Origin of the sequence: Mycobacterium sp. (assembly GCF_004298145.1) — a bacterium.
Classification (GTDB): domain Bacteria; phylum Actinomycetota; class Actinomycetes; order Mycobacteriales; family Mycobacteriaceae; genus Mycobacterium.
The window spans coordinates 1-25,708 of record NZ_SCRH01000045.1; the positions used below are offsets into that span (position 1 = coordinate 1).

At 63.1% G+C, this 25,708-nt stretch carries 26 protein-coding genes and 2 pseudogenes; 17 read left to right on the forward strand and 11 right to left on the reverse strand.

The features are described from left to right. The 3 genes and pseudogenes from EPN51_RS17690 to EPN51_RS17700 form a co-directional block, all read left to right on the forward strand. Nucleotides 1-532: pseudogene (locus EPN51_RS17690) on the forward strand (MCE family protein); the annotation flags it as partial. Continuing rightward, the gene (locus EPN51_RS17695) at nt 496-1,143 is read left to right on the forward strand and encodes an Mce protein (protein ID WP_293044883.1); all 648 of its coding nucleotides are present in this window, start codon (nt 496-498) and stop codon (nt 1,141-1,143) included. The pseudogene EPN51_RS17690 and the gene EPN51_RS17695, both read left to right, overlap by 37 nt. Nucleotides 1,144-1,255: 112 nt before the next feature. Then, nucleotides 1,256-2,005, forward strand: a complete 750-nt coding sequence (locus tag EPN51_RS17700; protein WP_293044885.1) for a hypothetical protein — start codon at nt 1,256-1,258, stop codon at nt 2,003-2,005. 2 nt (nt 2,006-2,007) lie between these two features. On the opposite strand, the gene EPN51_RS17705 is transcribed toward EPN51_RS17700, so the two are convergent. Further along, nucleotides 2,008-2,433: a hypothetical protein gene (locus EPN51_RS17705; protein ID WP_293044887.1), complete on the reverse strand. Its 426-nt coding sequence runs from the start codon at nt 2,431-2,433 to the stop codon at nt 2,008-2,010. A 116-nt stretch (nt 2,434-2,549) separates the two neighbouring features. Then, nucleotides 2,550-3,065: a CAP domain-containing protein gene (locus tag EPN51_RS17710; RefSeq protein ID WP_293044889.1), complete on the reverse strand. Its 516-nt coding sequence runs from the start codon at nt 3,063-3,065 to the stop codon at nt 2,550-2,552. Between the two features lie 181 nt (nt 3,066-3,246). On the opposite strand from EPN51_RS17710, the gene EPN51_RS17715 reads away from it, so the two are divergent. Then, nucleotides 3,247-3,708, forward strand: coding sequence for a lipoprotein LpqH (locus EPN51_RS17715; RefSeq protein WP_293044891.1), 462 nt, complete (start codon nt 3,247-3,249; stop codon nt 3,706-3,708). A 48-nt stretch (nt 3,709-3,756) separates the two neighbouring features. Here the strand turns inward: EPN51_RS17715 and EPN51_RS17720 are convergent, their stop codons facing one another. Next, nucleotides 3,757-4,650: an alpha/beta hydrolase family protein gene (locus tag EPN51_RS17720; RefSeq protein ID WP_293045229.1), complete on the reverse strand. Its 894-nt coding sequence runs from the start codon at nt 4,648-4,650 to the stop codon at nt 3,757-3,759. Between the two features lie 291 nt (nt 4,651-4,941). Here EPN51_RS17720 and EPN51_RS17725 point away from each other — a divergent pair. The 4 genes and pseudogenes from EPN51_RS17725 to EPN51_RS17740 form a co-directional block, all read left to right on the forward strand. Further along, nucleotides 4,942-5,052, forward strand: a pseudogene (locus EPN51_RS17725) (CAP domain-containing protein); the annotation flags it as partial. A gap of 631 nt (nt 5,053-5,683) precedes the next feature. Next, nucleotides 5,684-6,466 (forward strand): hypothetical protein, encoded by a 783-nt coding sequence (locus EPN51_RS17730; protein WP_293044893.1) that lies wholly within the window; start codon nt 5,684-5,686, stop codon nt 6,464-6,466. Nucleotides 6,467-6,704: 238 nt separating this feature from the next. Continuing rightward, on the forward strand, nt 6,705-7,667 hold the full coding sequence (locus tag EPN51_RS17735) for an aminoglycoside phosphotransferase family protein (RefSeq protein WP_293044895.1): 963 nt from the start codon (nt 6,705-6,707) through the stop codon (nt 7,665-7,667). Between the two features lie 69 nt (nt 7,668-7,736). Continuing rightward, nucleotides 7,737-7,874 (forward strand): hypothetical protein, encoded by a 138-nt coding sequence (locus EPN51_RS17740; RefSeq protein ID WP_293044897.1) that lies wholly within the window; start codon nt 7,737-7,739, stop codon nt 7,872-7,874. A gap of 7 nt (nt 7,875-7,881) precedes the next feature. Here EPN51_RS17740 and EPN51_RS17745 read toward each other — a convergent pair whose 3' ends face one another. After that, nucleotides 7,882-8,655 (reverse strand): enoyl-CoA hydratase, encoded by a 774-nt coding sequence (locus tag EPN51_RS17745; protein WP_293044899.1) that lies wholly within the window; start codon nt 8,653-8,655, stop codon nt 7,882-7,884. Nucleotides 8,656-8,902: 247 nt separating this feature from the next. Between EPN51_RS17745 and EPN51_RS17750 the strand changes: the two genes are divergently transcribed. From EPN51_RS17750 to EPN51_RS17765, 4 genes are all read left to right on the forward strand, one after another. Beyond that, complete coding sequence (locus EPN51_RS17750) at nt 8,903-9,526, forward strand: cytochrome c oxidase subunit 3 (RefSeq protein WP_293044901.1); 624 nt, start codon at nt 8,903-8,905, stop codon at nt 9,524-9,526. A 2-nt stretch (nt 9,527-9,528) separates the two neighbouring features. Then, on the forward strand, nt 9,529-9,804 hold the full coding sequence (locus tag EPN51_RS17755; protein WP_293044903.1) for a cytochrome C oxidase subunit IV family protein: 276 nt from the start codon (nt 9,529-9,531) through the stop codon (nt 9,802-9,804). Nucleotides 9,805-9,886: 82 nt separating this feature from the next. Then, on the forward strand, nt 9,887-10,564 hold the full coding sequence (locus EPN51_RS17760; RefSeq protein ID WP_293044905.1) for a TetR/AcrR family transcriptional regulator: 678 nt from the start codon (nt 9,887-9,889) through the stop codon (nt 10,562-10,564). A gap of 267 nt (nt 10,565-10,831) precedes the next feature. Continuing rightward, nucleotides 10,832-12,838, forward strand: coding sequence for an NAD(P)/FAD-dependent oxidoreductase (locus EPN51_RS17765; protein WP_293044907.1), 2,007 nt, complete (start codon nt 10,832-10,834; stop codon nt 12,836-12,838). Between the two features lie 257 nt (nt 12,839-13,095). Here EPN51_RS17765 and EPN51_RS17770 read toward each other — a convergent pair whose 3' ends face one another. The 5 genes from EPN51_RS17770 to EPN51_RS17790 all read right to left on the reverse strand — a co-directional run bounded on the left by EPN51_RS17770 (nt 13,096) and on the right by EPN51_RS17790 (nt 18,651). Continuing rightward, nucleotides 13,096-14,238, reverse strand: coding sequence for a CaiB/BaiF CoA-transferase family protein (locus tag EPN51_RS17770; RefSeq protein WP_293044908.1), 1,143 nt, complete (start codon nt 14,236-14,238; stop codon nt 13,096-13,098). A gap of 81 nt (nt 14,239-14,319) precedes the next feature. Further along, nucleotides 14,320-15,921: an aldehyde dehydrogenase family protein gene (locus tag EPN51_RS17775; protein WP_366509455.1), complete on the reverse strand. Its 1,602-nt coding sequence runs from the start codon at nt 15,919-15,921 to the stop codon at nt 14,320-14,322. Then, a complete protein-coding gene (locus EPN51_RS17780; RefSeq protein ID WP_293044912.1) occupies nt 15,888-16,082 on the reverse strand; it encodes a ferredoxin in 195 nt (64 codons plus the stop codon). The genes EPN51_RS17775 and EPN51_RS17780 overlap by 34 nt, the downstream gene beginning before the upstream one ends. A gap of 22 nt (nt 16,083-16,104) precedes the next feature. Beyond that, nucleotides 16,105-17,343 carry a cytochrome P450 gene (locus EPN51_RS17785; protein ID WP_293044914.1) on the reverse strand — a complete coding sequence of 413 codons (1,239 nt, stop codon included), beginning with the start codon at nt 17,341-17,343 and terminating at the stop codon, nt 16,105-16,107. 144 nt (nt 17,344-17,487) lie between these two features. Then, nucleotides 17,488-18,651 carry an acyl-CoA dehydrogenase family protein gene (locus EPN51_RS17790; RefSeq protein ID WP_293044916.1) on the reverse strand — a complete coding sequence of 388 codons (1,164 nt, stop codon included), beginning with the start codon at nt 18,649-18,651 and terminating at the stop codon, nt 17,488-17,490. A 290-nt stretch (nt 18,652-18,941) separates the two neighbouring features. Here EPN51_RS17790 and EPN51_RS17795 point away from each other — a divergent pair, with 290 nt between their 5' ends. Genes EPN51_RS17795 through EPN51_RS17805 form a run of 3 tightly spaced genes read left to right on the forward strand, consistent with a single transcriptional unit; the run spans nt 18,942 to nt 22,157 of the window. Next, the gene (locus EPN51_RS17795) at nt 18,942-20,438 is read left to right on the forward strand and encodes a carotenoid oxygenase family protein (RefSeq protein ID WP_293044918.1); all 1,497 of its coding nucleotides are present in this window, start codon (nt 18,942-18,944) and stop codon (nt 20,436-20,438) included. After that, nucleotides 20,439-21,575 carry an acyl-CoA dehydrogenase family protein gene (locus EPN51_RS17800; protein ID WP_293044920.1) on the forward strand — a complete coding sequence of 379 codons (1,137 nt, stop codon included), beginning with the start codon at nt 20,439-20,441 and terminating at the stop codon, nt 21,573-21,575. Nucleotides 21,576-21,587: 12 nt separating this feature from the next. Further along, nucleotides 21,588-22,157: a TetR/AcrR family transcriptional regulator gene (locus EPN51_RS17805; RefSeq protein WP_293044922.1), complete on the forward strand. Its 570-nt coding sequence runs from the start codon at nt 21,588-21,590 to the stop codon at nt 22,155-22,157. Here EPN51_RS17805 and EPN51_RS17810 read toward each other — a convergent pair. Beyond that, entirely contained in the window at nt 22,147-22,950 is an 804-nt protein-coding gene (locus EPN51_RS17810) for an alpha/beta hydrolase (RefSeq protein WP_293044924.1), read from the reverse strand. The genes EPN51_RS17805 and EPN51_RS17810 overlap by 11 nt on opposite strands. 78 nt (nt 22,951-23,028) lie before the next feature. On the opposite strand from EPN51_RS17810, the gene EPN51_RS17815 reads away from it, so the two are divergent. After that, on the forward strand, nt 23,029-23,826 hold the full coding sequence (locus EPN51_RS17815) for an enoyl-CoA hydratase/isomerase family protein (RefSeq protein ID WP_293044926.1): 798 nt from the start codon (nt 23,029-23,031) through the stop codon (nt 23,824-23,826). Nucleotides 23,827-24,415: 589 nt separating this feature from the next. Continuing rightward, nucleotides 24,416-24,814: a DUF732 domain-containing protein gene (locus tag EPN51_RS17820; protein ID WP_293044928.1), complete on the forward strand. Its 399-nt coding sequence runs from the start codon at nt 24,416-24,418 to the stop codon at nt 24,812-24,814. A 19-nt stretch (nt 24,815-24,833) separates the two neighbouring features. On the opposite strand, the gene EPN51_RS17825 is transcribed toward EPN51_RS17820, so the two are convergent. Further along, nucleotides 24,834-25,631, reverse strand: coding sequence for an SDR family oxidoreductase (locus tag EPN51_RS17825; RefSeq protein ID WP_293044930.1), 798 nt, complete (start codon nt 25,629-25,631; stop codon nt 24,834-24,836). Between the last annotated feature and the right edge of the window lie 77 nt (nt 25,632-25,708).

The window sequence follows — 25,708 nt, forward strand, 5'->3', positions numbered from 1 at the left end:
CAACCTGAACCTGAACTGGCCGCCGCCGTGCACCACCGGGTTCTTCCCGGTTCAGCAGCAGCGCTCGGCGGTCTTCGAGGACACTCCGCCGCGCCCGCCGGGGTTGGTGTATTGCCGGATCCCGCAGGATTCGAATTTCAATGCCGTGCGTGGTGCCCGGAACTATCCGTGTGTGACGCGCCCGGGTAAGCGAGCCGCGACGGTCAAACAGTGCGAAAGCGACGAGCCCTATATCCCGCTCAACGACGGATACAGCTGGCGGGGCGACCCCAACGCGACGCTGACCGGGCAGGGTGTTCCCCAGTTCGACCCGGGCGAGCCGATTCCCGCGGGCTTCCCCGGGGGTCCGCCGGCCTTGCCGGCGGAGGCACCGCCACCGGCGGCGCCACCGATCGCGGGATCCCAATACGACTCGGCGACAGGGGAGTACGTTGGTCCGGACGGGCAGAGGTTCAAGCGGCCCACCCTGTCCAACGGTCCCGGTAAGGAGCACACATGGCAGCAGATGCTGACCCCGCCGACGCTGCAATAACCGAGGAAGCGACAACGGACGCCGAACCCGAGGCTGCGGAACAGGACGTCGACGACGCGGAGGATTACGACGCCGCAGTCGGTGACGAAGCGGACGCCGAATCCCACGATGCGGCGCCGGCGAAGCGGTCCTCCCACCTGCGGGCGGCGATGTTGGTCGGACTGGCCGTAGTCGTCGCCCTGGGAACGGCCATGGGATGGCTGGGATTCCGCGCCTACCAATCGCATCAGGCTCAGTCGCAACGCCAGCTGTTTCTTCAGGTAGGACGCCAGTGTGCGCTGAACCTGACCACAATCGACTGGCAGCACGCCGATTCGGACGTTCAGCGGCTGCTGGACTCGGCGACGGGCAAGTTCTACGAACAGTTCTCGCAGCGCAAACAGCCGTTCATCGATGTGGTCAAGAAGGCGCAGTCCAAGTCGGTGGGAACCATCACCGATGCGGGCCTGGAATCCGACTCGGACGATAAGGCGCAAGTGCTTGTCGCCGTGTCCATCAAGAGTTCCAACCTTGGCGCAACCGAGCAGCCGCCGCGCGAATGGCGGATGCGAATCTCCATGGAGAAATCCGCCGGCCAGGTCAAGGTCTCGAACGTCTCGTTCGTGCAATGACCATGCCTAATTCCATTGATGTGGAAGCGGAATCAGATGAACCAGAGGGGGATGTGTTGCTGTGCGGGCGCGAACCAACACTGTGATCGAGCAGGACGCCACGGAGTCCGAGATGACCGACTCGGTCGAGGATGACGCAACCGGGGTTACGGACACCGATTCCGGCGCGGCTGGAAAGAGCCAAGGGCGCGGAGGTCTTTCGCGTCTCCGACGCCGGTCCCGTGACGCCGTCGATGAACAGGTTGAAGACCAGAAAGAGTCTTCGGACGCCGCGGCGGTCGACCAGGATGGCGACGACAACACCGAATCCGCGATCGACGAGGATACGGGCGAGGGCGATGAGACGGAGGGATCCGAACCGGCTGAGTCCGAACGGCGGATCAACTGGTCACGGGTGGTCGCTTATGGAGTGCTGCCGGGTCTGGCGCTGTCGCTCGCGGGGGGTGCGGCCTATTTGAAGTGGGTGGACTCTTCCACGCGCGCGTCACAGCTGGCCCGCATCGAATCGGTGGCGGCCGCAAAGGATTCCACGATCGCCCTGCTGTCCTACAAGTCCGACACCGTGGAGAAGGATCTGGAGACGGCCAAAGCCCGGTTGACCGGCAAGTTCAAGGATTCCTACTCGCAACTGATCAACGACGTGGTGATCCCCGGCGCCAAGCGGGGGCACATCTCGACGACCGCGGCCGTACCCGCCGCGGCCTCGGTGTCGGCTAGCCCCGACCACGCGGTGACCCTGCTCTTCGTCAACCAGACCGCGGCTGTCGACAAGGACCCGCCCAGCGACACCGTGTCCAGCGTGCGGGTGACGTTGGACAAGGTCGCCGGCCGCTGGCTGATTTCCGGCTTCGATCCCGTCTAGGCCTACAGGGTGACCCGTGTCGGCGCGATGTCCTGACAGACCGTCGAAGGCGTGGCGGGGCTCGCGGTACCCTGCATCACGTCAGCGCATCCGTGGCCCTTGACGACGTACGTCACCCCCGGCCGATAGGGGTAGAACACCTGCGCCACGGTGGGGGTGTATCCCGATGCGCACTGCCCGGCCGAGTCGTCCCCTTCGGCGGATAGGCACACGGTGGTTTCGGTATGGGCGTTCAGCGTGCACGCTCCGGTGTCCAGGGACGCGGTCACGTACTTAACGCCCGAAACGTCAACTACTTTGGGCCCGTCGAGTACGAATGAGCATTGGCCGTTACCACCCGACGGCGACGCGGCCGCCGGGCCTGCGACCGACAACCCGATAGGGCAAATCGCCAGCAGGGCCGACAAAGCGCCGAACGATCGTTTCATCCGGTTAGCGTAGCGCACGGCAAACGGAAATTACGATCCTTTGTGGCCGCGCATATCTCACGAAAAGTGACCATTGCGGCTGGGCCTTGACCGAGGTCGAAGATCGGGTACTCGACCTAGCCCGGTTGGCCGTAGACCGCCACCGTCACGGTGCGGTCCAGGCCATTGGTCGATGTCCGCACGCCGATTTGGGTGTTGGCGCAGTTGGACATGATTGCGTAGTAGTCGGGGCGGTTGTACCAATTATTAAGAATTTCAAGACCGTTGGGCGACAACGCCGGCGCGATGGCCACTGTCTCGGCCACTGTGCCCCGGTATCCCGCGGCTTGGGCGCGGTCCTGCGCCGTCGACCCGTTGGACCCGATATCGCCGTCGAGGTTTCGGTCGTTGAGCACGTCGTCGGCCTGCCATTGCGCGGCCTGATTGAGCGCCGGATTCATCTTCAGGTCGGTCGTGCATCCGGCCTGATGTTTGACGCCGTAGACGCTCTGGGCGACACCGTTGTTGAGCCGGTTGTAGTCCGCGTGTGCAGGTGGTGCGGTGGTGACGGTGATCGCCGCAACTATAGCGGCACTAAACGTAGCCCAAGCTGGGAGCGTCGTCGCGCGCTGGGCCATGCGGCTGACTGTCATAACTTGGGATCTTTTCACAGTTGGTGCGGCAAATCCACGAGATGAGATCGCTTTTAAGACTGGCGAACAGCGGATTTTTAATCTGGATTCGGTAAAGATCGTCCGCCGCGTTAATTTCTGAACTTCTTCGTCCTAAAAATCTTGCATTTGGGTGCCTTGGTGGCGATACACTGATGACACGATGAAGACGAATGAGGGGATTGCCGTGAAGAAGAGGGGCGCCTTCGTTGTGGTGGCGGCATTGACGATCGGCGGTAGCGCGGCCTGCGCGTCGGGTCAGGCGGCCACGAACCCAGTGCTGCCTTCGGGCACCGCGAAAATCACCATCGACGGCTCGGATCTCCCCGTCACCCATGCGGTGCATTGCGCGCCGGCGGAGCAGGCTTTCACGACGATCACGACCGGCGATGGTGCAGCGGGAACGACCATGATGGTGTCGAATGCCGGCAAACTCACCGTTGAATATGTCCGGATCCGTAACCTGAATGGCTTTTCCGGTGACTACAACCGGGGCCTGGGCGGCGAGGGTGCCACCGTTGGCCTGAGCGGCGCCACCTACCAAATCACGGGTGTTGCACGCGGTTACGGGCCTGGTTCACCCTCGCCGACGACCGCACCGTTCAGCATCAAGTTGTCGTGCTGACTGCTGACGCAGCATCGCTTCACGTAGATCGCCAACGCTTGGCGTCGGCTACCTGATATTCGCGATCAGATCTCCCGACATCGCGCCAAGCTGCGAGCTCCACGTGCCCCAGTCGTTACCCCCGCCGGCCCCCAGGTCGAAGTGGCCGTTGTGGCCGCCGGCGGCACGGTAGGCGGCATAGAAATCGCGGGAGGTGCTCTGCCAAATATCGGGGAACGCGCCCACTGCGCCGCCATCGCTCGGGCTCCCGGCCGCCGGGCTGTACACCCACAGCCGGGTGTTCTGGTCCACCAGGAGCACCACGTGCGTCTCCGGGGAATGCCATTGCCACCGGCCAAACTGGGGAGCCCCCCACATGTTCACGGGGTCGACGCCACCTTCATTTTTCAAAACATTGGTGATAGCACCGTTAACCCCGGTCCGTTGCGGGGCGAGGACCCCCGACAGCGATCCGGCGTAGCGAAACCGATCGGGGTGGAAGGTAGCGAGCGCCGCGGCGGCGTAACCGCCTTGCGCGGCTCCGACGACACCGTGTCCGCCCGGCGCCAACCCCTTGTTGGCCGCCAACCAATTCGGGAGTTCGTCCGACAGGAACGTGTCCCACTGCTTGCTGCCGTCCTGGTCCCAATTGGTGTACATGCTGTAGGCCCCGCCGGCGGGTGCGACCACCGAGATGCCCTTGCCCGCAAGTGTGTTCATCGCGTTGCCCGCCGTCACCCAGTTGCTGACATCCGGGGCGGCATTGAATGCGTCGAGCAGATACACGGCGTGCGGTCCACCGCCCATGAAGGCCACCGGAATGTCGCGGCCCATCGCACCCGATGGCACCATCAGGGACTCGAAGTTGGGCGCTGCCTTTGCAGTACCCACGCAACCGGCCGTCGCGGTCGCGCCCCACAACAGGACGGCAAGCACGGCACCGAAAACAACCCGCAGCCGCATCGACAGACCTTTCACGTCAACCTCGTTCGCCTGATCGCCACAAAATTTATCGAACATTTAATTATCGAACAGTGAACCACTCTATGGGGGCACACGGCAAGATCGAGCAGCTCGTCCAACGGCGGCAACCTGCGATGGGGTAGGGCGGCGGGGGTATTGCCGTCTGCACCCCGACACGTCGGCCGGTTGCGCGAACGGTCTTTCGCTCAATACGATCAGCGACATAGACTTCAAGGTATTGGTTTGAGACCATGTTGAAGTAGATCGTCAAGTAGGACGGAAGGTCGCCACATGGATCAATACCCCGACTACGACGCGAGTGACGAGTTGGAATACGGTTTCGCAGCGTTCGCGTGGCTCCTCAGGGGCAACTATCCACCGCCGTATTACGGATCCAACTGACGCGCATTCAAGCCGTGTCGGCCATCGGCCGCCGCGACTACCGCAAAATCGCACTGGCTGCGGGGCCGACATCGCAGACGGTGTCCGGCGGCTCACGGTAAATGCTCACTTGATCTTGCCCGCTCCGCGCCCTGGCCTTCGATCGCCGCGAACCCTGCCCAACGTTCCAGCGCCGGCCGAGAGTCGCCATTCGCCAACGCAGAGGGTAGGGATTTCCCCGCCGAATGGTTATGGTGTAGATGCGAACGATCGTTCGTGAACGGTACTGATCTGCCGCTGAAGGGGTCGATCCCAGGAGCGTGACCATGGCGCCATCCGCCCAAGGGCGCATCGGTGTGTCGTTGCCGACGCTCAACCAGCCCTATGAGCGCTACCCGGAGTTCGTCGCGCTTGCCGAAGACGCGGGTGCCTTCGCGATCGCGGGCACCCCGGATGAGGCGGGGGAGCGGCCACCGCCTAGGACGGCGTACCGCCCCGCATCGTCTTGCACACACCGCATGCGCCACCGATCGATCAAACGTCACGCGAGGACGCGTATCGGTCGATGGTGCAGGCGTTCGCGCGGATCAGGGCGCGACCCCGTGTTTGGGAACGACCGTTCATCATCTGTGATGTGGAGGTAAGGGTAAGGATGAATCGAACTGTTCACAAGCTCTGTGCGTGGAGCGGCACGCTGCTGCTGATCACCATGGCGATCGGATTCATCCCGATCGCCGGGTTCATCCCAACCCGCTCTCCCGCCCAAAACGCCGCCGAGACGGCGCAATTCATCCTTGACCACAGAACCACAATCCGCTGGGGAATGATCGTCTGTATGGCCTCAGCGGCGCTCCTGGTGCCGTATGGGGTCTCCATGGCGATCCACATGCGCCGCATCGAGGGAAGATTTCCCGCGTTGGCCATGATCGAGTTCGGCATGACCACCCTCTTCGCGCTGGAGTTCATCTACCTCATCTTCTTCTGGCAGGTCGCCACCTTCCGCGTCGACCGCGCCCCGGAGCTGATTCAACTGCTCAACGACATGGCGTGGATACCGTTCGTGGGCTTGACGTCCACCGCGGTGCTCGGCGTTGCCTGTTTTGGCATCGCGGTCCTGACTGACCGGCGCGACCGGCCCATCTTTCCGCGGTGGCTTGGCTATTACAACCTCTGGGTAGCGCTGATGTTCACCCCGGGCACATTCAACGTCTTCTTCCATAGCGGCATCTTGGCGTGGAACGGGATTGTCGCGTGGTACATCCCACTGGCGGTCTTCGCAACGTGGGCGGTGATCAACCCGATCTATCTCTCCAAGGCCGTCGACACGATGGATTCGGACACGCTCGTCGCGACCAGAACCGGCCCCGCTGACGATGACGAGCTCGTCCGGCTGCGGGCCGACGTCGACCGGCTGCTCGCCGGGGTTCCGCGCTAGCGGCATGGGAGCTCGCCTGGCGCGGGCTGCGTTAACCAGCCGGGTTGCTTACCACGTCGCCAAAGAGCGAGTCACTAATCGGCGGCCGGTTCTATTGCGCGAGATCCCGCCGACCCCCGAGAATCTCACCGATGAATGGTTGACGCTTGCGCTTTGCCGGGAAATCCCTGATGCCAGAGTCGTACACCACGAACTCGGTCCACGCAGCGATGGCACGTCGTCACGTCGGACGTTGCGGGTGCAGTTCAACGACGTCGGCTGCGCAGCGGGGCTCAATGGACGGCTTTTCACGAAGTCCGGTCCCGGATTCATGATGCGGTTGGTGTCGGCTGCGGTAGGGCTGGGCGCGATCGAGTCCGCGTTCTATGCCCAAATCCGTCCTGAACTGTTGATCGAGGCTCCGGCCACTCGATACTCGACATACGATCCCGTCACCAACCGCTGGCTGGTGATCCTCGATGATGTATCACACACCCGGGGAGCGCATTTCGGCACAATCCTCACCCGCCGGCTCGATCGCACACAAGCCGAGGAGGTGATCGACTTCCTCGCGGCGCTGCACGCCCAATTTTGGAATACGCCGCTGCGCAAGCGCTTCGGCCACTGGATGCTCGACTCGTATGAGTGGATGGCTCGGTTGAACGTCACCATCAACGCGCCCCGCCGGATCCAGGTGGGTTTCCAGCGTGCTCGAGAGGTGATACCAACCGAGCTCTATCGCCGGAGCAGGGAAGTGCCGGCCGCTCTGATGCGATCGCTGCAAATCAACACCGCGGGCCCGCAGACGTTGCTGCACGGCGATGTTCATCCCGGCAACTGGTATGTGAGCGGCGACGACCGGATGGGCCTGTATGACTGGCAATGTGTGGTGCGCGGGGAAGGTGCCCGCGATATCGCCTACGCGCTGTCGACGCATCTGACCGTCGAAAACCGTCGCGCTTGGGAGCGAGATTTAGTGGCCCGCTATTACGAGCGGCTGGCAGAAGCCGGCTGTCAAGTCCCAACCGCCGTGGAATCATTCCTGACATATCGGCAACAGATGTTCCACGCGATGTTCATGTGGCTGGTCACCATCGGACGCTACTCGCCACAACCCGAAATGCAGCCGAAGGACGTCACTCTCGAGAGTGTGCGTCGAACATGCCAGGCGGCACAGGATTTGGACGCCTTGGGCGCGATCGCGGCGGGCCACCGATATTAGAATGGGTACGACCATGTCCAGACGTGGACACCGGAAGAGGTTGCCGCGCAGTCGCGGCGCTGGGTCGACGTGGGCGCCGGCTACATCGCGCCGAGCGCCCTGGCGCCGGTGATCTTCGAACCCGAAGAGCGGCCGGAGGTCCTGCAGGCCATGCCCGATTTCCGCAGCCGGTTGCATACCGGCAGTGATGTGCCGGTCGCCGGGTAGTAACCGACTACTTGCGCCGCGCGGCGGCCAACCGCTCCGCGAAGGCCGGTGACTGGATCGACGTGGCCTGCGGCCCCAACTCGGCGCGGACCGCAGCCGCGTGCAGTTCGGTGTCGAAGTTGCCGGGGCTGCCGGTCGCCCGCATGGTGGCCTTTGTCGCGATCACGACGTCTCGCGGCGCGGATGCCGGGCCCGCCGCCAAGTCTCGAGCCGCCGCCACAGGGTCGTCGGCGATCTGAAGGGCAAGGCCGTGCGTTACGGCGGCTTCGGCGTCGAAGCGCATTCCGAACAACAGCGCGGCGCGCGCCAATTGCGGTCCCACGGCGCGCTGTAGCATCCACGTCATTCCTCCACCGGGGTGGATGCCGAGCTTTTGGAACCGGGCATCGAACAGCGCTGCCGGTCCCGCGATCCGCACGTCGCATGCCAGCGCCAGGTTGAGCCCGGCGCCGACAGCCGGTCCGTTGACGGCGGCGACGGTCGGCACCGTGCAATCGGCGACGGCGAGAAATCCGTCGTAGAGGCGGCGCAGGCCGTCTTCGGCGGCCGAGCCAAGGGCGCTGAGATCGGCACCGGCGCAGAATGCTTTGCCCGCGCCGGTGACGACCACGGCATGCACGTCGGGGTTGGTCTGGGCGTCGCTGATAGCCAGACACAATCCAGCAGACATCTCGTCGGTGACCGCGTTGCGCCGGTCGGGGTCGTTTACGGTAATCAGGGCGACACCGTTATCGACTTCAAGCAGGACGTGATCCACCTGGCCCCTTTCGAAAAATGTCATCGCGGCTTCGTGCCCACAGAGCGCAGTTGCGACTCGGCTCCGTCGTGACGCCCGATGCCGCGAGTACGGACAGCGCCGCGGCGCACGTTCACGTTACGAGATGTGCCGTCGCAAAATCAATCTGGTGTGAGCGTTCGTTAATGACACTGATTTTCGTTGACGAACCACCCGACGCGCCCGTAGTATATTGAGACGATTTATCTCAAAGATATAGGAGTTGATACAGGTGGCAGAGGATGGGCTGTAGATGACTGATGTGATCGGGTCGGCGCGCGCCGCCGGCGATGCCGAAATTAATGCATTGCCCACTTCCAAGCGTCACGTGCCTGGCGAGCCCGGCATCTGGGTGCTGTTGTTCGGCGACATGATGGTGTTCACCGTCCTGTTCACGGTGTACCTGCACGAGCGGGGTGCCCGGCAGGAGCTGTTTGCTGAGTCGCAGGGTGCACTCCACCGAGCGCTTGGTGCGACGAACACCCTCGTTTTGCTCACAAGTTCGATTCTTGTGGTTTTTGCGACACGCGCTTTGCGTCGTCCCGAACTACGCCGCTTCGCCCGGCCTTTGACCCTGGCCGGTGCGGCGGTGGGGACGTGTTTTGTTGCCATCAAGGCCTTTGAGTACCACGAGATGGTCACGGCCGGAATCACCCCCAGCACCAACGAATTCTTCATGTACTACTTCGTGCTCACCGGGTTACACCTGGCGCACGTGATCATCGGGTTGATCGTACTGACCGTCCTGTCCACATTGGCCCGCAAACCGGAGCCGACCAGAACGCATATGGCCTTCTTCGAGGGCGGTGCGTGTTTCTGGCACATGGTCGATCTGCTGTGGATCGTCATCTTCCCCTTGATCTTCCTGGTGAGGTGAGTATGAGCTCGGTGGTAAGGACAAACGCGTCCCTGATCTGGTTTCTGCTGTGCGCGCTGACTGTTGTGTCGTGGGCGTTGGGCACCGACCATGGATTTGGCTCAGGACATCATCTGCCGGCCAGCCTGGTAATTTTCGCCGTCTCCATTTTCAAGATCCGTCTGGTCGGTCTGTACTTCATGGAGTTGAAAATGGCGCCGCGTGTGTTGCGCGGTATCTTCGAGGGCTATTGCGTCGGGCTGCTCTGCCTTCTGAGCGCGATGTTTGTGTTCGCGTAAAAATAATATCCAGGTGTCGGTTCGATTAGCCCCATTGTGCGACATGTAGCCTCTAAACTGGCTACGACTACAAGGGAGGCCCGTGTCGCGAAATGAGAAGGCCAAGACTAACGGCCGTCCTCGTGGTCGGCCGCGCCTGACCATTGATCGGGACGCTGTCGCCGACGCGGTTGCGGAACTGTTCCACGAGGGTGGCTACGAGGCCGTTTCCATTGTCGACACCGCCGAGAAGTTGTCGGTGTCCCGCGCGACCCTGTATCGCACGGTTCCGACCAAGCAAGACCTCCTGGGCATACTTTTCGAGCGCAGCACGCGGGAGATCACCGAACAAGTCGAAGCGGCTATCCGCGACATCGACGATCCCGCTGAGCGCCTGAAAGAGATGGTTCGGCTGCAGTCGCAAGCGGCAGTGCAAATGCGCAGTTACATGCCCGTTTTTTTCGACGGTGGTGACCTGCCGAACGATGTCGTCCAGCGTTGGCATAGGTGGAGTCGACAATTCGAAAAGCTGTGGCTGTCCGTGGTCACTGCGAACATGGAGGCCGGCTACATCGAAAAGGGCGATGAAGTCATCACTACGCGCCTGATCCTCGGGATGATCCTGTGGGTGTCGCGGTGGTACCGGCCCAAGGAAAAGGTCACCGCGGAGCAGATCGCCGACAACGCCATTCGGCTGCTGCGGTTGGGATATGTGCCCTCGGGGAATGGGGAGCACAAGCCCGCCACACCGCGGCGGCGCGGGCGCAATGCGACCCGCTAACTAGCTACGGGCTGACCGTCGGGCCTGGGTGCGAGCGACGGTACGCGCGGCGACCAGTGCGTGTGGTCACAGTGTTCTCCATTGCGAATGAGTCAGCTAACTTGATCTGGCTCTTCAATGGGTGTTGATCAGCCATGATGGATCCTGTGGGCGAACGAACGCTCGCGTAATTATTCGTCGGGACATGTTGCGCGGGCCGCGCGAGCTGCCGTATATTGAGACGCGACAGTTCAAAAAAGAGTTGCGACACGGCGCCAAGAAAGTTCGTTGTCCGGTGCGGCGTGTGGTGACTCAAAGGCCGAAGGCGGAGAAACGTTTATGACCACTGCCGCGCCGGCGCCCTGGCACAGGATCCCGGATTGGTCCGAGAGGCTGCAGGTAGCGCTTGAAGATGCCAACTTGCCGACGTTGTTACTCGTCTTGCAGCATCTTACCGGCGACAACAAGTGGACCGGTGAGCCCTACCGGCCCTTGCGGGGAAAGCCGTTGGACGACAATGACTCCGGCGGTCTTTCGCCGGAGCTTCAGGCCGAAGTGCGGGCGTCGGCGCTAGAAGCGGTCACCGCGTTTTATGAAGGTCGGCTTCGGCCCGTCACTCCTGAACCTGATGAGGTGACGCGCATGCTCAGCTGCGCGATGGTGGAAGACGTACCGGTCGAATATGGCGAACTGCTCTCGGAAGAAATGGGTTTCATTTCGCGCGACGTCGAGGTGCCCGCTGATTCGATCCCCGCGGACTTTCAGGTCGTCATCATCGGAGCGGGCTTGTCCGGGGTTTGCATGGCATTGAAACTCGCCTCCGCCGGGATCAACTTCATCGTGCTGGAAAAGGATGCCGATCTGGGCGGCACCTGGCTGGAGAACGTCTATCCCGGATGCGGTGTGGACACGCCCGGTCATCTCTACGCGTTCTCGTTTGCGCCGAACCCGGAAATCACCAACTATTTCGCCAAGCGCGATCAGGTCGAGGACTACATCCAGCGGGTCGCTTCCGATTTCGACGTCAAGCGGCGTATCCGGTTCGAGACCGAGGTGGTGTGCGCACGGTACGAAAGTGCCACTGCCACATGGCAGGTCGAGACCAAGAACGCCAACGGTGAGACGGAGTCGATTACCGCCAATGTCTTGGTGAGCGCGGTAGGCATGGTGAACCGGCCATCGATTCCGGCGATTCCGGGCCTCGACGAGTTCCCGGGTCCGGTCATGCACACCGCGGCGTGGGACACCTCCGTGGATCTCACAGACAAACGCGTTGCTGTGATCGGGACCGGCGCCAGCGCAATGCAAGTGGTGCCGTCGATCGCCGATACGGCGAGTCATGTGACCGTGTTTCAACGATCGAAGCAATGGGCGTTGCCTCACCCGAACTACCACCGCGCGGTCAAGGAAACCGTCCGGTTCCTGATGAAGGAAGTGCCCTTCTACATTCAGTGGTACCGGCTGCGGTCGTTCTGGAACTTCAGCGACCGGCTGCACCCCGCGCTGCAGATTGATCCGGACTGGCCGCATCCGGAGCGCGCGGTCAACGAGGCCAACGATCGCCACCGGGTCTTTCTCACCAAATACATCACGGGGCAACTGGGCGACCGGACGGACTTGGTGGACGCCTGCCTGCCGGAGTATCCGCCCTACGGTAAGCGGCCGTTGATCGATAACCGTTGGTTTCAGACGATGTGTCGCGACGACGTCACATTGATCACCGACGCGGTCGATCACGTGACCGGCGAGAACGTAGTGGCCCGGTCAGGGGTTGAAGTGCTCTCCGACGTGATCGTGCTGGCCACCGGATTCAAGGTCCTTCAGTTCCTGTGGCCCATGGAGATCATCGGAAAATCCGGCAGGACGCTGCGCGAGCAATGGGGAGTGGACGATGCCCGCGCATACCTGGGCGTGACGGTTCCGGACTTTCCGAACTTCTTCATCGTCAACGGCCCGAACACCAATGCCGGCCATGGCGGAAGTGCGATCCACGCCACCGAATTCCAGGTTCGATACATCATGCAGGCGATTCGCCACCTGGTGGTCAACGAAGTGGCCGCGGTCGAGGTCAATCGCGAGATGTTCGACCGGTACAACGCAGAGCTTGATGACGCCTTGGCGCGCTGCATCTGGTCACACCACGGTATGACGACCTATTACCGCAATGACGCTGGACGCATCGTGGTGAGCAGTCCCTGGAAGTACATCGATTACTGGGAGCGGCTTCACGACTTCGACCCGGGCGACTATTACGAGGTGCCAGCCTCGGCGGAGGCCGCGGGGATATCTGTATAGGCCGGCTTGTGACGCATCGGTGACGACCATGAGGTTGGATGGCTGCCGAGGCGGGCACCACGTTCACGACCGGCCTTGAGCAGCAGGCGATTCGCGAGGCACTGGCGTCACCTACGAGCATCGGCCGGCGCCCTATTTCCCGCTGGTGCGCATGCTCGCCATGGGGCCGGTCTCCAAGGAGATGATCCTGAACTTTGTGGCCGAGCACTCACTCGGGCCGCCGCGCCCTTACATCGGTCGTCGGCCTGAGGTCTGATCTAGCCGTCGGCTAATCCCCAGTCGCGCAACACATCCGCCGCGTTAGCTCCTGGTCGCGGCGGCGCTGTCGGGTGGTGAGGGATCGTTCTACTGAACCTGGGAGCCGGCGCTGGTTGTGTCACACCACCGACTTCGATGAAAGTGCCGCGCGCGGCGAGGTGTGCGGAGCCGGCCGCCTCGGTGAGCGACAAGACCGGTGCCACGCAGGCATCGGTACCGTCGAAGATCGCCGTCCATTCGTCGCGGGTACGTGTTGCGAATGCTTGCGCGATTGCCTCCCGCAGGCGCGGCCACATCGAGGGATCGTCGCGCTGGGCGGCGACTTCGTCCGAAAGCCCCAGCAGGTCGCTGAATTGGGCATAAAACTTCTGCTCCAGGGCTCCAACGGCCATCCACTTGTCGTCGGCGGTGCGGTAGCTGTCATACCAGGGCACACCGCCGTCGAGAAAATTGGACCCTTTGCGATCCACCCACTGCCCGGCGGCCATGAGTCCGTGCAAAAGCGCGGTCAGCGAGCTGGCGCCGTCCACGATCGCCGCGTCGACGATCTGACCGCGGCCCGATTTCTCGGCCTCCCATACCGCGGCCAGCACGCCGATCACGAGAAACGTTGACCCACCACCGAAGTCACCCACCAAGTTCACCGGCGGCACCGGTGCCTCGCCGGTGCGCCCGATCGACGCCAGTGCTCCGGTCACGGCGATGTAGCTGATGTCGTGGCCGGCGGTCGACGCCAAGGGGCCGGACTGACCCCAGCCGGTCATGCGCCCGTACACCAGGCGTGGGTTCACGTTCCAGCAGTCATCGGGCCCCAAACCGAGGCGTTCGGTGACCCCCGGCCGGAAACCTTCCAGCAACACATCGGCCTTCGCGGCCATCGACAAGACTGTGCGCACGCCCGCTTGGTCGCGCAGATCGACGATGATCGATCGGCGGTTACGCCGCAACACGTCCTGCTCGGGCGGCACCGCGCTGGCGGGAGGGCCTGGGCGCTCGACGCGGACGACATCAGCGCCCAGGTCGGCCAATAGCATCGCCGCGTAGGGCCCCGGCCCGATCCCGGCGAGTTCGACAACCTTGAGCCCGTGCAGAGGGCCGCGGGTGGCCCTTTGATCGCGGGCCTCGTCTACCGGCGAGTTCACCGCATCGCCGCTGCGGTCGTCGGGTTTGCTCTGCTCATGTGGTCGTGTTCTGATCGACTGGATTAGGTTTGCCGGTCGTCGTCATCTCTTGGGGCGACGACCCAGCCGGCGACGCCAGTCGTGCAATTCCACGAGCCGCAGCACCGCGCTGACGATCCGGGCTTTGCGTGCCGAGTAGGGGTACCAATGCGTCTCGGTGGGCAGGTGAACCTTCTCTGTTACCACCGCCTGTGTGCGACAGTACTTTCGGATACCGTCGGCCCCGCCCATCCGGTGGCCTAGGCCGGATTCCTTCCAGCCGCCCATCGGCAGCGGGAATTGGAACACATGGATCATCGCGTTGTTGACGTTGACGCCGCCGGCTTCGATTCGCCTGCCGACGCGCTCGCCGCGCTCCTTGTTCGCGGTCCAAACGCTAGCGCCCAAACCATAATTGGTGTCGTTGGCCAGGGCGATCGCTTCGTCTTCGCTCGAGACCTTCATGATCGGCAGCAACGGCCCGAAGGTCTCCTCGTACATGCACGCCATCGTGTGGTCGACGTCCACCAGCACGGTCGGCGGATAGAACAGGCCACGCTCGGCCCGCTTCCCGCCGGTCAGGACACGCGCCCCGCGAGCCACCGCATCGCTGACATGGCGCTCGACGATCGCCATTTGGGCTTCATTGGCCAGCGCACCGATGTCGGTGGAAAAGCTGCCCTGGGCATCATGGCCCTGGCGGAGCTTGTTGACCTCTTCGACAAGGCGCGACGTGAACTCGTCGTAGATCGAATCCTCGACGTAGATCCGTTCGACGGCGACACACGACTGGCCCGAGTTGAACAGTCCGCCCCAGATCGCGCCTCGGACGGTCCGCTCCAGCGGCGCATCCGACAGCACGACCATCGCGTCCTTGCCGCCCAGTTCGAGACTGACCGGGATCAGCCGTTCCGCGCAGCGAATACCGACCTGGCGACCGGTTTTGGTGGATCCGGTGAACTGCACCATGTCGACGACGTCCACCAGCGCCCGCCCGGTGTCGCCCCGGCCCGTCACGCAGCCGAGCACGGGCGGCGCGCCGATCTCGTTCCAGCCACGCACCAATTCGGCCCAGCCCAGCGGCGTTTCCTCCGACGGCTTGGTGAGTACTGCCGCCCCGGCCATCAAGGCCTGCGGCACGTCGAGCATCGGCATCCCGAGCGGATAGTTCCACGGAGTGATGACGCCGACGAGTCCGTAAGGGCGGTAACGGATTCGAAGTCCCTTGGTCGCCGACGCGGGCCCGTGCGGGCGACGGGTCTCGTCGGCCAGGAACTCCGCTCCGTGCTTGGTGTAGTAGTTGATGACCTCCATGCACACCAGCAGTTCGATCTGCGCGTCGCCCCAAGACTTTCCGGCCTCGCGATGCACCAGGCCGAGAATGCGGTCCTGGTTGTCGACGATCCAGTCCAGCCACCGCCGCAGGTGAACGGCGCGGCCATCGGGTCCCAGCGCCTCCCAGGCCGGCTGGGCCGATCGGAGCTCGCCTGCCAGCTGCGACACCCGGTCGGCCGGTATGTCCGGAACCACTCCGACGACCGAACCGTCAGCCGGGTTGCGCACCTCGACAACTGAGGCTTGGGAGGCCTTGTTTTTCTGGCTCGATGTGGTTTTACGCGCAGTAGTCAATGTCAGTCCTCGATACGAATCGACCCGGTCGGGCAATTGCGCGCCGCGTTCTCGACCTTTTGCCGCAGCTCCTCGCCCGGCTCGGGGTTGAGCACTGTGACATATTCGTCGTCTTCACGGATTTCGAACACCTCCGGCGCCGCCAGCTCGCACTCACCGTGGAGTTCACATGTGCGCGCATTACGGATGACCTTCATGTGCCACTCCTTTCGGGTATGCCTATGCGGGTGTGATGGTGACCGGAAGCTCATACACGCCACGCGAATATGCATCCCGGACGTAAACGATGTCACCGGCGGGCTTGATGTCCTTAGTGCGTCGCAGCAGCTCTTCGAGGAGGATTTTGATCTCCAGCGACACGACGTGCTTGCCGATGCACTGGTGGGGTCCGCGGCCGAAGCTGACGTGTGGATTCTTTTCCCGGGTGAGGTCGAAGACGTTGGGCTCATCGAAAGCCCGTTCATCGAAATTCCCCGCCGCAAAATGCATCAGGATGGTGTCGCCCTCCTTCAGCTCCTTGCCGTGCAGCTCGTGGTCGCGGGTGACGGTCCGCACCAGGTGGGTGAACGGCGTTGCGATCCGGACGATCTCCTGAATCGCGACGTCGGGAATGTCGGAGGCGTGTTCGCGTAGGTAGGCCATCTGTTCGGGATTGCGCATCAGCTCGTGCATCCCGTGCGAGAGCGCGGACCGGGTGCTCTCGGCCGCCCCGCTGGCCAGTAGGGCGGTGTTGCCCATCAACTCATCCTCGGACACGACCTCCAGGCCGGCCCGGACCATGTAACTCATCACATCGTCGCCGAGGTCGTTGCGCTTGATCTCGGCCAGTTCAAGCCCGTAGTTCAAAATGTTGATGATGGAGGTCATGACGTACTCGAAGGACGGGGTGATCCGGGTGTCGAACGGTGCGGCGAAGGTGTCGACCCAGTCGAAGAACTTCGCGCGGTCGGCCCGGGGAACGCCGAGCACGTCGCCCAGCGCCTCCATCGGCATGGTGTGGCCGATGTCGGTGACAAAGTTGAAGGTGCCCTTCTCCAGCGCGGCGTCGACGATGTTCGCGGCGTAGCCGCGGAACTTGGCTTCGAGGTTTTTGGCCACCTTCGGGGTGAACGCGCCGGCCATGACGTTGCGATGGCTGCGGTGTTTGGCGCCGTCCATGGTCAACATCGCCGGCTTGCCGCCTGCCTGGGGGTCCAGCGGGGTGACCTTCCACATGTTCACGCCGCCGCGATCGGCCGCGTACAGCTCCGGGCTTCTGTCGACGGTCCAGATGTCGGCGTTACGGCTCACGACCCACGCTCGATCAATGAGCATCGGGTCGTTGAATTCGTGCAGGTAACACGGTTCGTTGTCCCGCAACCAGGTGAATTGCTCCAGCGGCAGCCCGAATGTGGTGGGGTCGCCGTTGGCGTAGGTGTCCGCGTCCAGAATGCTGAGTTTGGGGGTAGCCGTCGTCATTTCTGTCTCCTCACAGGGATGCAGGCTGGGAAACTCACGACCCGCGCAGTCCGCGTGCCGACGATTTCCAGAAATTATGAGTCACGTTATCTCAATTATCGTTGTCGGGTTTGTCCGGTGTCAAGCCGTCACACCTGTCATTCCTCAGCGGGCCGGGCGTAGGCCGAATGTGGATGAGATGATGTCACGCTGAATCTCGTTGGTCCCCGCGTAGATCGTGGGCGCGATGCTTAGCCGCAGGTGTCTTTCCATGTCGAATTCGGTGCTGTAACCGTAGCCGCCCATCATTTGAACACCTTCCAGCGCAACCTTTTTAGCGGTCTCGGTAACCTTGACCTTCGACATCGACGTTGCCCGAACCCACTCCTCGGGCGTGCCGATCTGATGCTCGATGTGATGCACGGTTGCGTAGGTGAGTGCGCGTGCGGCTTCGATCTCGATGGCCAGGTCTGCGATGCGATGCCGGAGTGCCTGGAAGGAACCGATCCGTGCGCCGAACTGTTCGCGCTCGGCGACGTAGGTGAGCAGGTCTTCGAAGGCGCGTTGTGCCATGCCAAGGCCCTGGGCCGCGCAGACCAGTCGCTCGCCGTTCAGTCCTGCCATTATCTGTTTCCAGGCGTTGCCCTCGGTTCCGACCACGGCTGATTCGGGGACGAAGACATCGGTGAAGAACAGGTCGTTCACCTCGCTGCCGCCCATGGTCGAGATGGGACGGATTTGTAGCCCTTCGGAATCGGCGGGCACTTCCAGCAGCGTCATGCCGTCGTGCGGCTTTGTGCCGCGCGAGGTACGCACGACCACCAGGATCGTGGACGCGAATTGTGCGTCGGAGCACCACGTTTTCTGTCCGCGTATGCGCCAGCCGCCCTCGGTCTTTTCGGCTTTGCAGCTGACGGCCGCGGCATCCGAGCCCGCACCGGGTTCGGAGATGCTGATCGACATCACGCTGCCCGAGCAGATCGAGCCCAGGGCGGCCTTCTTCTGCTCTTCGGTGGCAAATCGCTTGTAGATGCCGGCCACGGTGTGGGAGCTTCCGGCGCCGTGGACCGGCGCGAGACCGCGCCACAGTTGCTCGAACAGGATCACTTGCTCGGTGAGGCCGCCGCCACTGCCTCCGTACTCCTCGGGAATCGACACCCCGAGATAGCCGACCTCCGCCAGCTTCTGATACAGGCCCGCGTGGTGTTGTTCTGCGCCGTTGTCGGTCAACGCATCGCGTTGTTCACGGGTTCCGCATTCCTTGCGACAGAACTCGTGGACGGCAAGGGCGAAGTCCCGTTGCTCCTCGGTGAGTCCTACCGCGTCCATCTCAGCTCCTCCGTAGAACGTCCGCTCGCTTACGTCTGGCCTGATATCCGACAAGGTTCGTAGCGATCGTGAGTCGATTCATCCCGAATACTAGGTGGGGGCTTCTGGCCGGTCAACATCGCTATGAACAGGCATTGCTACCGAGCGGAGGGGCTAGCGGCCGCCACCCCGTGCAACTGTGCCGTCGGCGGGTCGGTGGCCCCAGGTAGCCGAAAAGGATAACGATCGTTTACGATATTTTGAGCCGCGCTGATAAGCTCGTGTCAGCGCCAGACTGATGAAGGAGTGTCATGGGATATCCGCTGCCGCAAGAGACGGCGCTCAGGGGCCCGTTCGCGCCGATGCGATTCGAGGCGACCGTCGAAGAATGCATCGTCAGTCAGGGGGAGATCCCCAAAGACCTTGCCGGTGGTTACTACCGGGTGGGGCCGACCTGGAAGCGTCCGACGAAGCAGGGCACCAACCCCCTGTTGAGCATGGACGGCATGGTCCAGGCGATCACATTCCAGGACGGGCGCGCGGACTTTCGCAACCGATGGATCCGCACCCCCAAATATCTCCTGGAGGAAAAGCACCGCCGCGGAATGTTCGCCTGGAGCGACGGCGGGTTCCACGACTGGCGTGACTTCGCCTACGGCGACGTCGAGCGGGACGCCTACAACCGCCACACCCCGCAGGGCGCGAACAACATCAACATCTTCCCGTTCGCCGGCCAGATGGTGACCGCCGGCGAGATCGGCTGCCCGCCGATCGCCATTGACCCGATCACCCTGGAAACCAAGGGCATCGTGGACTGGTCAACCGAGCTGTCGCCGGGCCTGCATGAGCCGGTGGCGTTCGGCGACAGCGGCGCGCTTGGCGCACACCCGAAATGGGATCACGACACCGGTGTGCTCTACGGCTGGGTCTACCGCGACGTCGCGCCGTACGTGACGTTGCACACCGTGCACCCTGACGGGCGCGTCGACTCTCGTGAACTCTGGGATGCGCCGTATAACACTGTGGCCCACGACGTCTGGCTGACACCGGAATGGATCGTGATGCCGTTCCAGCCCTTCACCGTCAGCAAGGAGCGCATCGCCAAAGGTTTGGGTATCTGGGGCTGGGAGACCGAGCTGCCGATCGTGCTGGCGTTGATCCCGCGCGACGACATGGAGGCCGATATCCGCTGGATCACCACCGAATTACCGGCCCAATACGTCATGCACACCATGCAGGCCAATGTCCGCGACGGCAAGCTCCTCCTGGACGCGCCGATCTTCAACCGGCCGCCCTTCCCGTTCGAGCAGGATTTTGCCGAGGGAGACGACGTCGCGTTGTTCTTCTCGATCGCCGCAAGCCGGCTGGGCCGGTGGACGGTTGACCTGGCCACCGGCGCCACGACCAGCGAGCAGCTGTCGGACCGCCCCAGCGAGCTGCCGAAAGTCGATGAGCGGTTCCACGGCAAGGGCTACCGATGGGGCTTCCAGGTCGGGGGAGTCGTCAAGCGCAACGGTATGTCGATGAACAGCCTGGTCGCGACCAACATGGAGACCCTCTCCGAGCAGGTGTACCAGATCCGTGCCGGAGAGCCGGCCGCGGTGCTGGAGGCAACCTTCGCGCCGCGGCACAAAGGCTCGGCGGAGGGCGACGGTTACGTCATCGTCCCGGTCTCGTGGTATGCCGAAAAGCGGGGCGAGTACCTGATTTTCGACACCGATGACATCACCAAGGGGCCGATCTGCACTATCGAGTTGCCGTTCGCGTTCGGCTGGACGCCGCACGGCCACTGGATGGACTTCCGGTAAGTGGGTAACTCGCCGACCCGGTCGGTTTTCACCCGGCAGCAAGAGCAGTTCCGTGACGCTGTGCGCGGGTTCCTCAGTGACCACGTGGTACCGGAGTATTCGGCATGGCTGGCCGACGGCAAACCGTCACGCAAGTTTTGGCGAGCCGCGGCCGACGTCGGCATCCTTGGGATCGGGGTGCCCGAGCAGTTCGGCGGGCTACCCGGTTCGGACTACCGGCACAGCGTTGTCGTCACCGAGGAGATCCAGGCTGTGGGCCTGGCCATCGGTGGTTTGCGCGTGCAGACCGACATCTGCCTGCCGTATCTGCTGCACCACGGTTCCCCGGAACAGCGGGCGGCCTGGCTGCCCCGGATGGTGTCGGGCGACGTTGTGGTCGCGCTGGGGTTGTCAGAGCCGGGGGCCGGTTCGGACCTCAAGGCGATGTCGACGCGGGCTCGTCGCTGCGGGGACCACTATGTGGTGAACGGTGCCAAGACGTTCATCTCCAACGGCGCGGCCGCTGATTTGGTGATCCTTGCGGTCAAGACCGACCCGGATGCGGGTCGCCGTGGTATCAGCCTGCTGCTGGTGGACACCGAGACACCCGGCTTTGCGCGCGGTCGCAAGCTGGACAAACTGGGCCTTCGCGCGCAGGACCTGGCCGAGATCTCGTTCACCGACATGAAGGTCCCCGCCGAAAACCTCCTTGGCGTGGAGAACGAAGGGTTCACCTACCTGACGTCGAACCTCGCGCAGGAACGCTTGTCAATCGCGGTGAATTCGCAGGCCGCAGCCGCCGCGGCGCTTTCTTGGGCAGTCGAGGATCACCAACACAGCGAGGCGGGCCAGGAAATCAAGTTCACGCTGGCGCAGTGCGCTGCCGAGGTGGCGGCCGGCCAGTCGCTCATTGACCAGGCGTTGGCGCGTCACGTCGAGGGGCGGCTCAGCGGCGGCGACGCGGCGATCGCCAAGCTGTACTGCACCGAGTTGCAGGGCAGGGTGGTCGACCGATGCCTGGCGCTCGCGCCCCCCTCGATGGCGCTGCGAGGAAATTCCCGGTTGGGCAACGCCTATCTCGACGGCCGGGTGAGCCGGATTTACGGCGGGTCCAGCGAAATCATGAAGGTGATCATCGGACAAAGCCTCGGTTTATGAGAGGCTCCTAACGTGACGCGCGACGAAAAGATCCTGGCCGCTGCCGAGAAGCTGTTCTTCGAGCGCAGTTTCGACGGTGTCGGCGTGGACGAGATCGGCAAAGTCGCCGGCACCACAGGGTCGGCCATCTATCGCCACTTTCCCAGCAAAGATGCGATCTTGGCGGCCTTGTTCGACAAGACCCTCGACACGATTTTGGTGCGTCTCGGCGAGCCCGACGAAGACGCCGACGCTGAGCTGAACAAGCTGGTCCGCGCGTTTGTCGGGTTGGCGAAGACCCACGAGAGATTGGTGTCGATCTGGCTGCGTGAGCAGCGCTCACTTGCCGAGCGCTATCGCCGGGAACACGACCGCCGGCACCGGCGTATCAATCAACGATGGATCGATTGCCTGAAGCGTTGCTACCCCGACCGGTCGACCGACGAGATCATCACCGCCACCCGGGGTGTCCAACTGTTGTTGCTGTCCGAAGCGATGCGCCCGCCAGGTGGGCGCAGCGCCAAGCAGGCCGAGGAATTGTTGGCCAAGATGGCGTTGATGTCGGTTGGGGCTTTGGAGCTGGAGCCCGCCGCTAAGCGGTGACGAATTTGAGCAGTGCCGTTTCGAATGCGTCCGGAGCCTCGAGCATCGGGTAGTGCCCGCAATCTGGGATTTCAATCAGTGTGGCGTCGGGTAGTTGTTGCTGTAACCAGCGGGCCCCCTTGGCCGAATGCACGGGATCGACAACGCCGATGATCTGGAGCACCGGCTGGGTGACGCGTGGGATGTCGGCGAGCAGATCGGTCGTCAGCAGTGAGCGATAGCATGCCACCGCAGCCCATGACGGCATCCGAAGGGAACAGCGGACCAGCCAATCGACCGTTCTGGGATTGGGCTCGTGGGCGAACGCCGACCCGATCGTGCGGTATCGGGCTCCCACCCGGTCAGCGTGCTCGTCGGCCACCATCCCCTCCAGCAGCGGCCCAGGCGGCCCGCCGAAGGGAAAGCCTTCGCTGCGGCTCGCGCGAACACCATTCGACCCGACCAGCACCAGCCCGGTGATCAATTCGGTCGCTGTTGCGGCGGCGCGAAAGGCCACCTGTCCGCCGAATGAGTGGCCAACCACCGTGGCGCTGTCGATCTCCAGCCGCTGGAGTGCGGTGACGAGATCGGCCGCGAGGCGGTCAACGTCGTAGCCCTGTAACGGGTTATCGGAGAACCCGTGTCCGCGTTGGTCTACGCACAAGACGCGCAGGCCGTGCTCGGTGAGCACCCGCGCCTGGCGATCCCATAATTCGTGGTCGAGACCGAACCCGGAGATCAGGACCACAGCGGGTCCATCGCCGAGGTCCTGCACGTGGATCCGCACGCCATCATCGACTTCGACAAATGCCACTTCAGGTCTCACCTTCGATCATGTAGATTACGCGTAGATTTATGAGCTTGTAAATCTTAATAATAGGGGGAAGGCCACATGAGCACCACTCTCCTAACGCTATCCATAAGTACCCGCGCCGAGGGTGTCGCCGAGATATCACTGGTTCGTCCCAAACTTTTAAACCGCTTCGACAACCAGTTGCAGATCGAGTTGGCAACCGTGCTCGAACAACTCGCCAAAGACGATGAGGTCCGCGCGATCGTGCTGGGCTCTACCGGAAAGGCGTTCTCCGCTGGTGGCGACTTTGCCTTGATGCAGGCCGCCCACGATGATGCCGATGCGCGGCGCGAAACCGTAGAAGCGGGTATGAGGCTCCTGCGCTCTTTCATCGCCCTGCCCCAGCCGATCGTTGCGGCGGTGCAGGGCCCGGCGATTGGGCTAGGTGCAACGGTGGCATTGATGTGCGATGTCGTCGTCGCAGCACGGACCGCGAAACTGGCCGACACTCACGTGAAGGTCGGTCTCGTGGCAGGAGACGGTGGCTGTCTGGTGTGGCCGCAAGCGGCCGGCATGCTACGAGCCCGGCGCCACCTGCTCACCGGCGACGAACTCGACGCGACAACCGCCTACCAGCTTGGAATCGTCACTGACCTCGTCGATGAGCCCGACGAGGTATTACCGTGTGCCCGCGACATCGCCAAGCGCATTGCGGCTCTGGCACCGTTAGCCGTCCAGGGCACCAAACGTGCACTGAACCAAGTGACTTCGCTTCGGGCCGCAGAAGTTGTCCCGCTGGCCTTCGAACTCGAAGAGCGCACCCTGACGAGCGACGACTTGCTCGAGGGCATCGCTGCGTTCAAGGAAGGCCGCCCCGCCAACTTCGTCGGTCGGTGACGCTCACATGAAGACTGCGCATACCGCAACCGCATACTGCACCACCGCTATTGGATACGACGGATGGGTTTGGAGAGCCTTTAGGAGGTCGAGTGTTGCGGGGAATTTCGGTTGTCGCGGTCGGATTGGGCGTCCTGGGTGCCGGGTGCGCGGCCGCTGCCCCGGCCAATGCTGATGACCCTCCTTTTCATATCTTGAGTTCACAAAATCTCTGTAGTTTGGTTTGGCCGGGCTCCCAAGCGATGCCGGATCCGTCCAAGCCCATCGGAACCATCTGCGCGCGGCAAGGAGGCCTACTCTCTCGCCTGTCCGGCATGATGCCCACGATATTCGTGGACACCCGTGTCCTCGAACCCGGGAAATTCCCTCAACTGCCCGCCGACTCACAACGGGTCAATCCGGGCGATCCGTTGAGTGACTGGGTTATTCCCGACTGTCACGTTCCCGGACGGGCGGACTGCCAGTAGGGGAGTAAACGATCGTAAACCAAACGGGTCTTGACAATGCCTCGGAAATTTGTTGGTCTCCTTGAATCTAGACCCGCCTCAATCGGCGCTGTACACCGAGGAATACACGAAGGATGTCAGCCATGCACCATCGCACATCAGCGGTTGCCTTGATAGCGGGCGTCATCGCCATGGGTGGAGCGGCGGAGACGCTGGCGCCTCCGGCACACGCCAAGCCCGCGCCCGAGGTGGAGTACATGTACAACGTGGCGGTGCGGCGGCATTACGACTTTCCGAACAACGACGCGATCGGCTATGGATACGGGATCTGCGACAAGGTCACCGGGGGTCAGAGCTACGGCCAGGTGATGGGTGACGTGAAGAACGACGTGACGCCCAACGACGAGTTCGCGGCCAATTACCTGGTGGGGTACGCGGTTGACCTCCTGTGTCCCGCCCAGATCTACCAGCTACGGAACTCGGCGCAGGGTTATCGCCCGCCGCCCGGTCAGGAATACTTCGGGAATCCCGCGCCCGAATAAGCGATCGGTTGCGGCCTGCTCATGGCATCGTGTAGCCGCCGCTGACCGAGATGAGTTGCCCGGTCACTTGGCGGGCCGCCGTCGGCGAACAGAACCATGCGGTGGCCCGGCCGATGTCCTCGGCGGTGGTCAGGCGGCGCAGCGGGGTCCCCTTCACCATGTAGTCGATTTGGTCCTGGTTGAACACGTTGTCCTGGCCGACGGACCACAGACTCGACTCACCGACGGCTTCCGGGCTCTCGGGGATCACCAGGCCGGGGCAGATGACATTGGACCTGATTCCGTGCCGGCCGTGTTCGCGCGCAAGAGTGCGGGCCAGGGCGACTACCGCGGCTTTCGATGCGCCGTAGACGCCTTGACGGATCTGTCCGAACGCGGCGTCGCTCGCGATGAACGCGATGGCGCCGCCGCCCGCCTCTTTCATCGGGCCGATCGCCGCCTGGGTGGCGCCGACGGCGCTGAAGAGATTGATTTCGATGGTGCGCTGCCACTTGTCGCGATCGGTATCGGTGGCGATGAACCCGGGCACGCTCCAGCCCGCGTTGTTCACCAGAACGTCGATGCCGCCCCAGTTCGCCAGGGCGGTGCCGATCGCGGCGTCGGCTCCGTCGGCGGTCGTCAGGTCGGCGATTGCGAGTTCCACGCTTGCCGCGCCCTTGGCCTGGGCCTCGCCGCGAACCCTTTCCGCTTGCGGTTTGTCGATGTCGCTGATCACGATGCGGGCACCTTCCGCCGCGAACACGTGGACGATGCCGCGCCCGATGTTGGACGCGCCTCCGGTAATCACTACTCGTGCGCCAGCCAGTCCAAGGTCCATGCTCTGCTCCCTGTCGTGTGCGGTTGTTGTGACCGCCGCTATGCTAGTTTAACGTGGATTAGAAATAATCTTCACGG

Excerpts from the sequence above, each read along its gene's own strand:
- EPN51_RS17695 (WP_293044883.1), top strand. The coding sequence starts at position 496 with ATGGCAGCAGATGCTGACCCCGCCGACGCTGCAATAACCGAGGAAGCG.
- EPN51_RS17700 (WP_293044885.1), top strand. The coding sequence starts at position 1,256 with ATGACCGACTCGGTCGAGGATGACGCAACCGGGGTTACGGACACCGAT.
- EPN51_RS17705 (WP_293044887.1), bottom strand. The coding sequence starts at position 2,433 with ATGAAACGATCGTTCGGCGCTTTGTCGGCCCTGCTGGCGATTTGCCCT.
- EPN51_RS17710 (WP_293044889.1), bottom strand. The coding sequence starts at position 3,065 with ATGACAGTCAGCCGCATGGCCCAGCGCGCGACGACGCTCCCAGCTTGG.
- EPN51_RS17715 (WP_293044891.1), top strand. The coding sequence starts at position 3,247 with ATGAAGACGAATGAGGGGATTGCCGTGAAGAAGAGGGGCGCCTTCGTT.
- EPN51_RS17720 (WP_293045229.1), bottom strand. The coding sequence starts at position 4,650 with ATGCGGCTGCGGGTTGTTTTCGGTGCCGTGCTTGCCGTCCTGTTGTGG.
- EPN51_RS17730 (WP_293044893.1), top strand. The coding sequence starts at position 5,684 with ATGAATCGAACTGTTCACAAGCTCTGTGCGTGGAGCGGCACGCTGCTG.
- EPN51_RS17745 (WP_293044899.1), bottom strand. The coding sequence starts at position 8,655 with ATGACATTTTTCGAAAGGGGCCAGGTGGATCACGTCCTGCTTGAAGTC.
- EPN51_RS17750 (WP_293044901.1), top strand. The coding sequence starts at position 8,903 with ATGACTGATGTGATCGGGTCGGCGCGCGCCGCCGGCGATGCCGAAATT.
- EPN51_RS17755 (WP_293044903.1), top strand. The coding sequence starts at position 9,529 with ATGAGCTCGGTGGTAAGGACAAACGCGTCCCTGATCTGGTTTCTGCTG.
- EPN51_RS17780 (WP_293044912.1), bottom strand. The coding sequence starts at position 16,082 with ATGAAGGTCATCCGTAATGCGCGCACATGTGAACTCCACGGTGAGTGC.
- EPN51_RS17785 (WP_293044914.1), bottom strand. The coding sequence starts at position 17,343 with ATGACGACGGCTACCCCCAAACTCAGCATTCTGGACGCGGACACCTAC.
- EPN51_RS17790 (WP_293044916.1), bottom strand. The coding sequence starts at position 18,651 with ATGGACGCGGTAGGACTCACCGAGGAGCAACGGGACTTCGCCCTTGCC.
- EPN51_RS17795 (WP_293044918.1), top strand. The coding sequence starts at position 18,942 with ATGGGATATCCGCTGCCGCAAGAGACGGCGCTCAGGGGCCCGTTCGCG.
- EPN51_RS17815 (WP_293044926.1), top strand. The coding sequence starts at position 23,029 with ATGAGCACCACTCTCCTAACGCTATCCATAAGTACCCGCGCCGAGGGT.
- EPN51_RS17820 (WP_293044928.1), top strand. The coding sequence starts at position 24,416 with ATGCACCATCGCACATCAGCGGTTGCCTTGATAGCGGGCGTCATCGCC.
- EPN51_RS17825 (WP_293044930.1), bottom strand. The coding sequence starts at position 25,631 with ATGGACCTTGGACTGGCTGGCGCACGAGTAGTGATTACCGGAGGCGCG.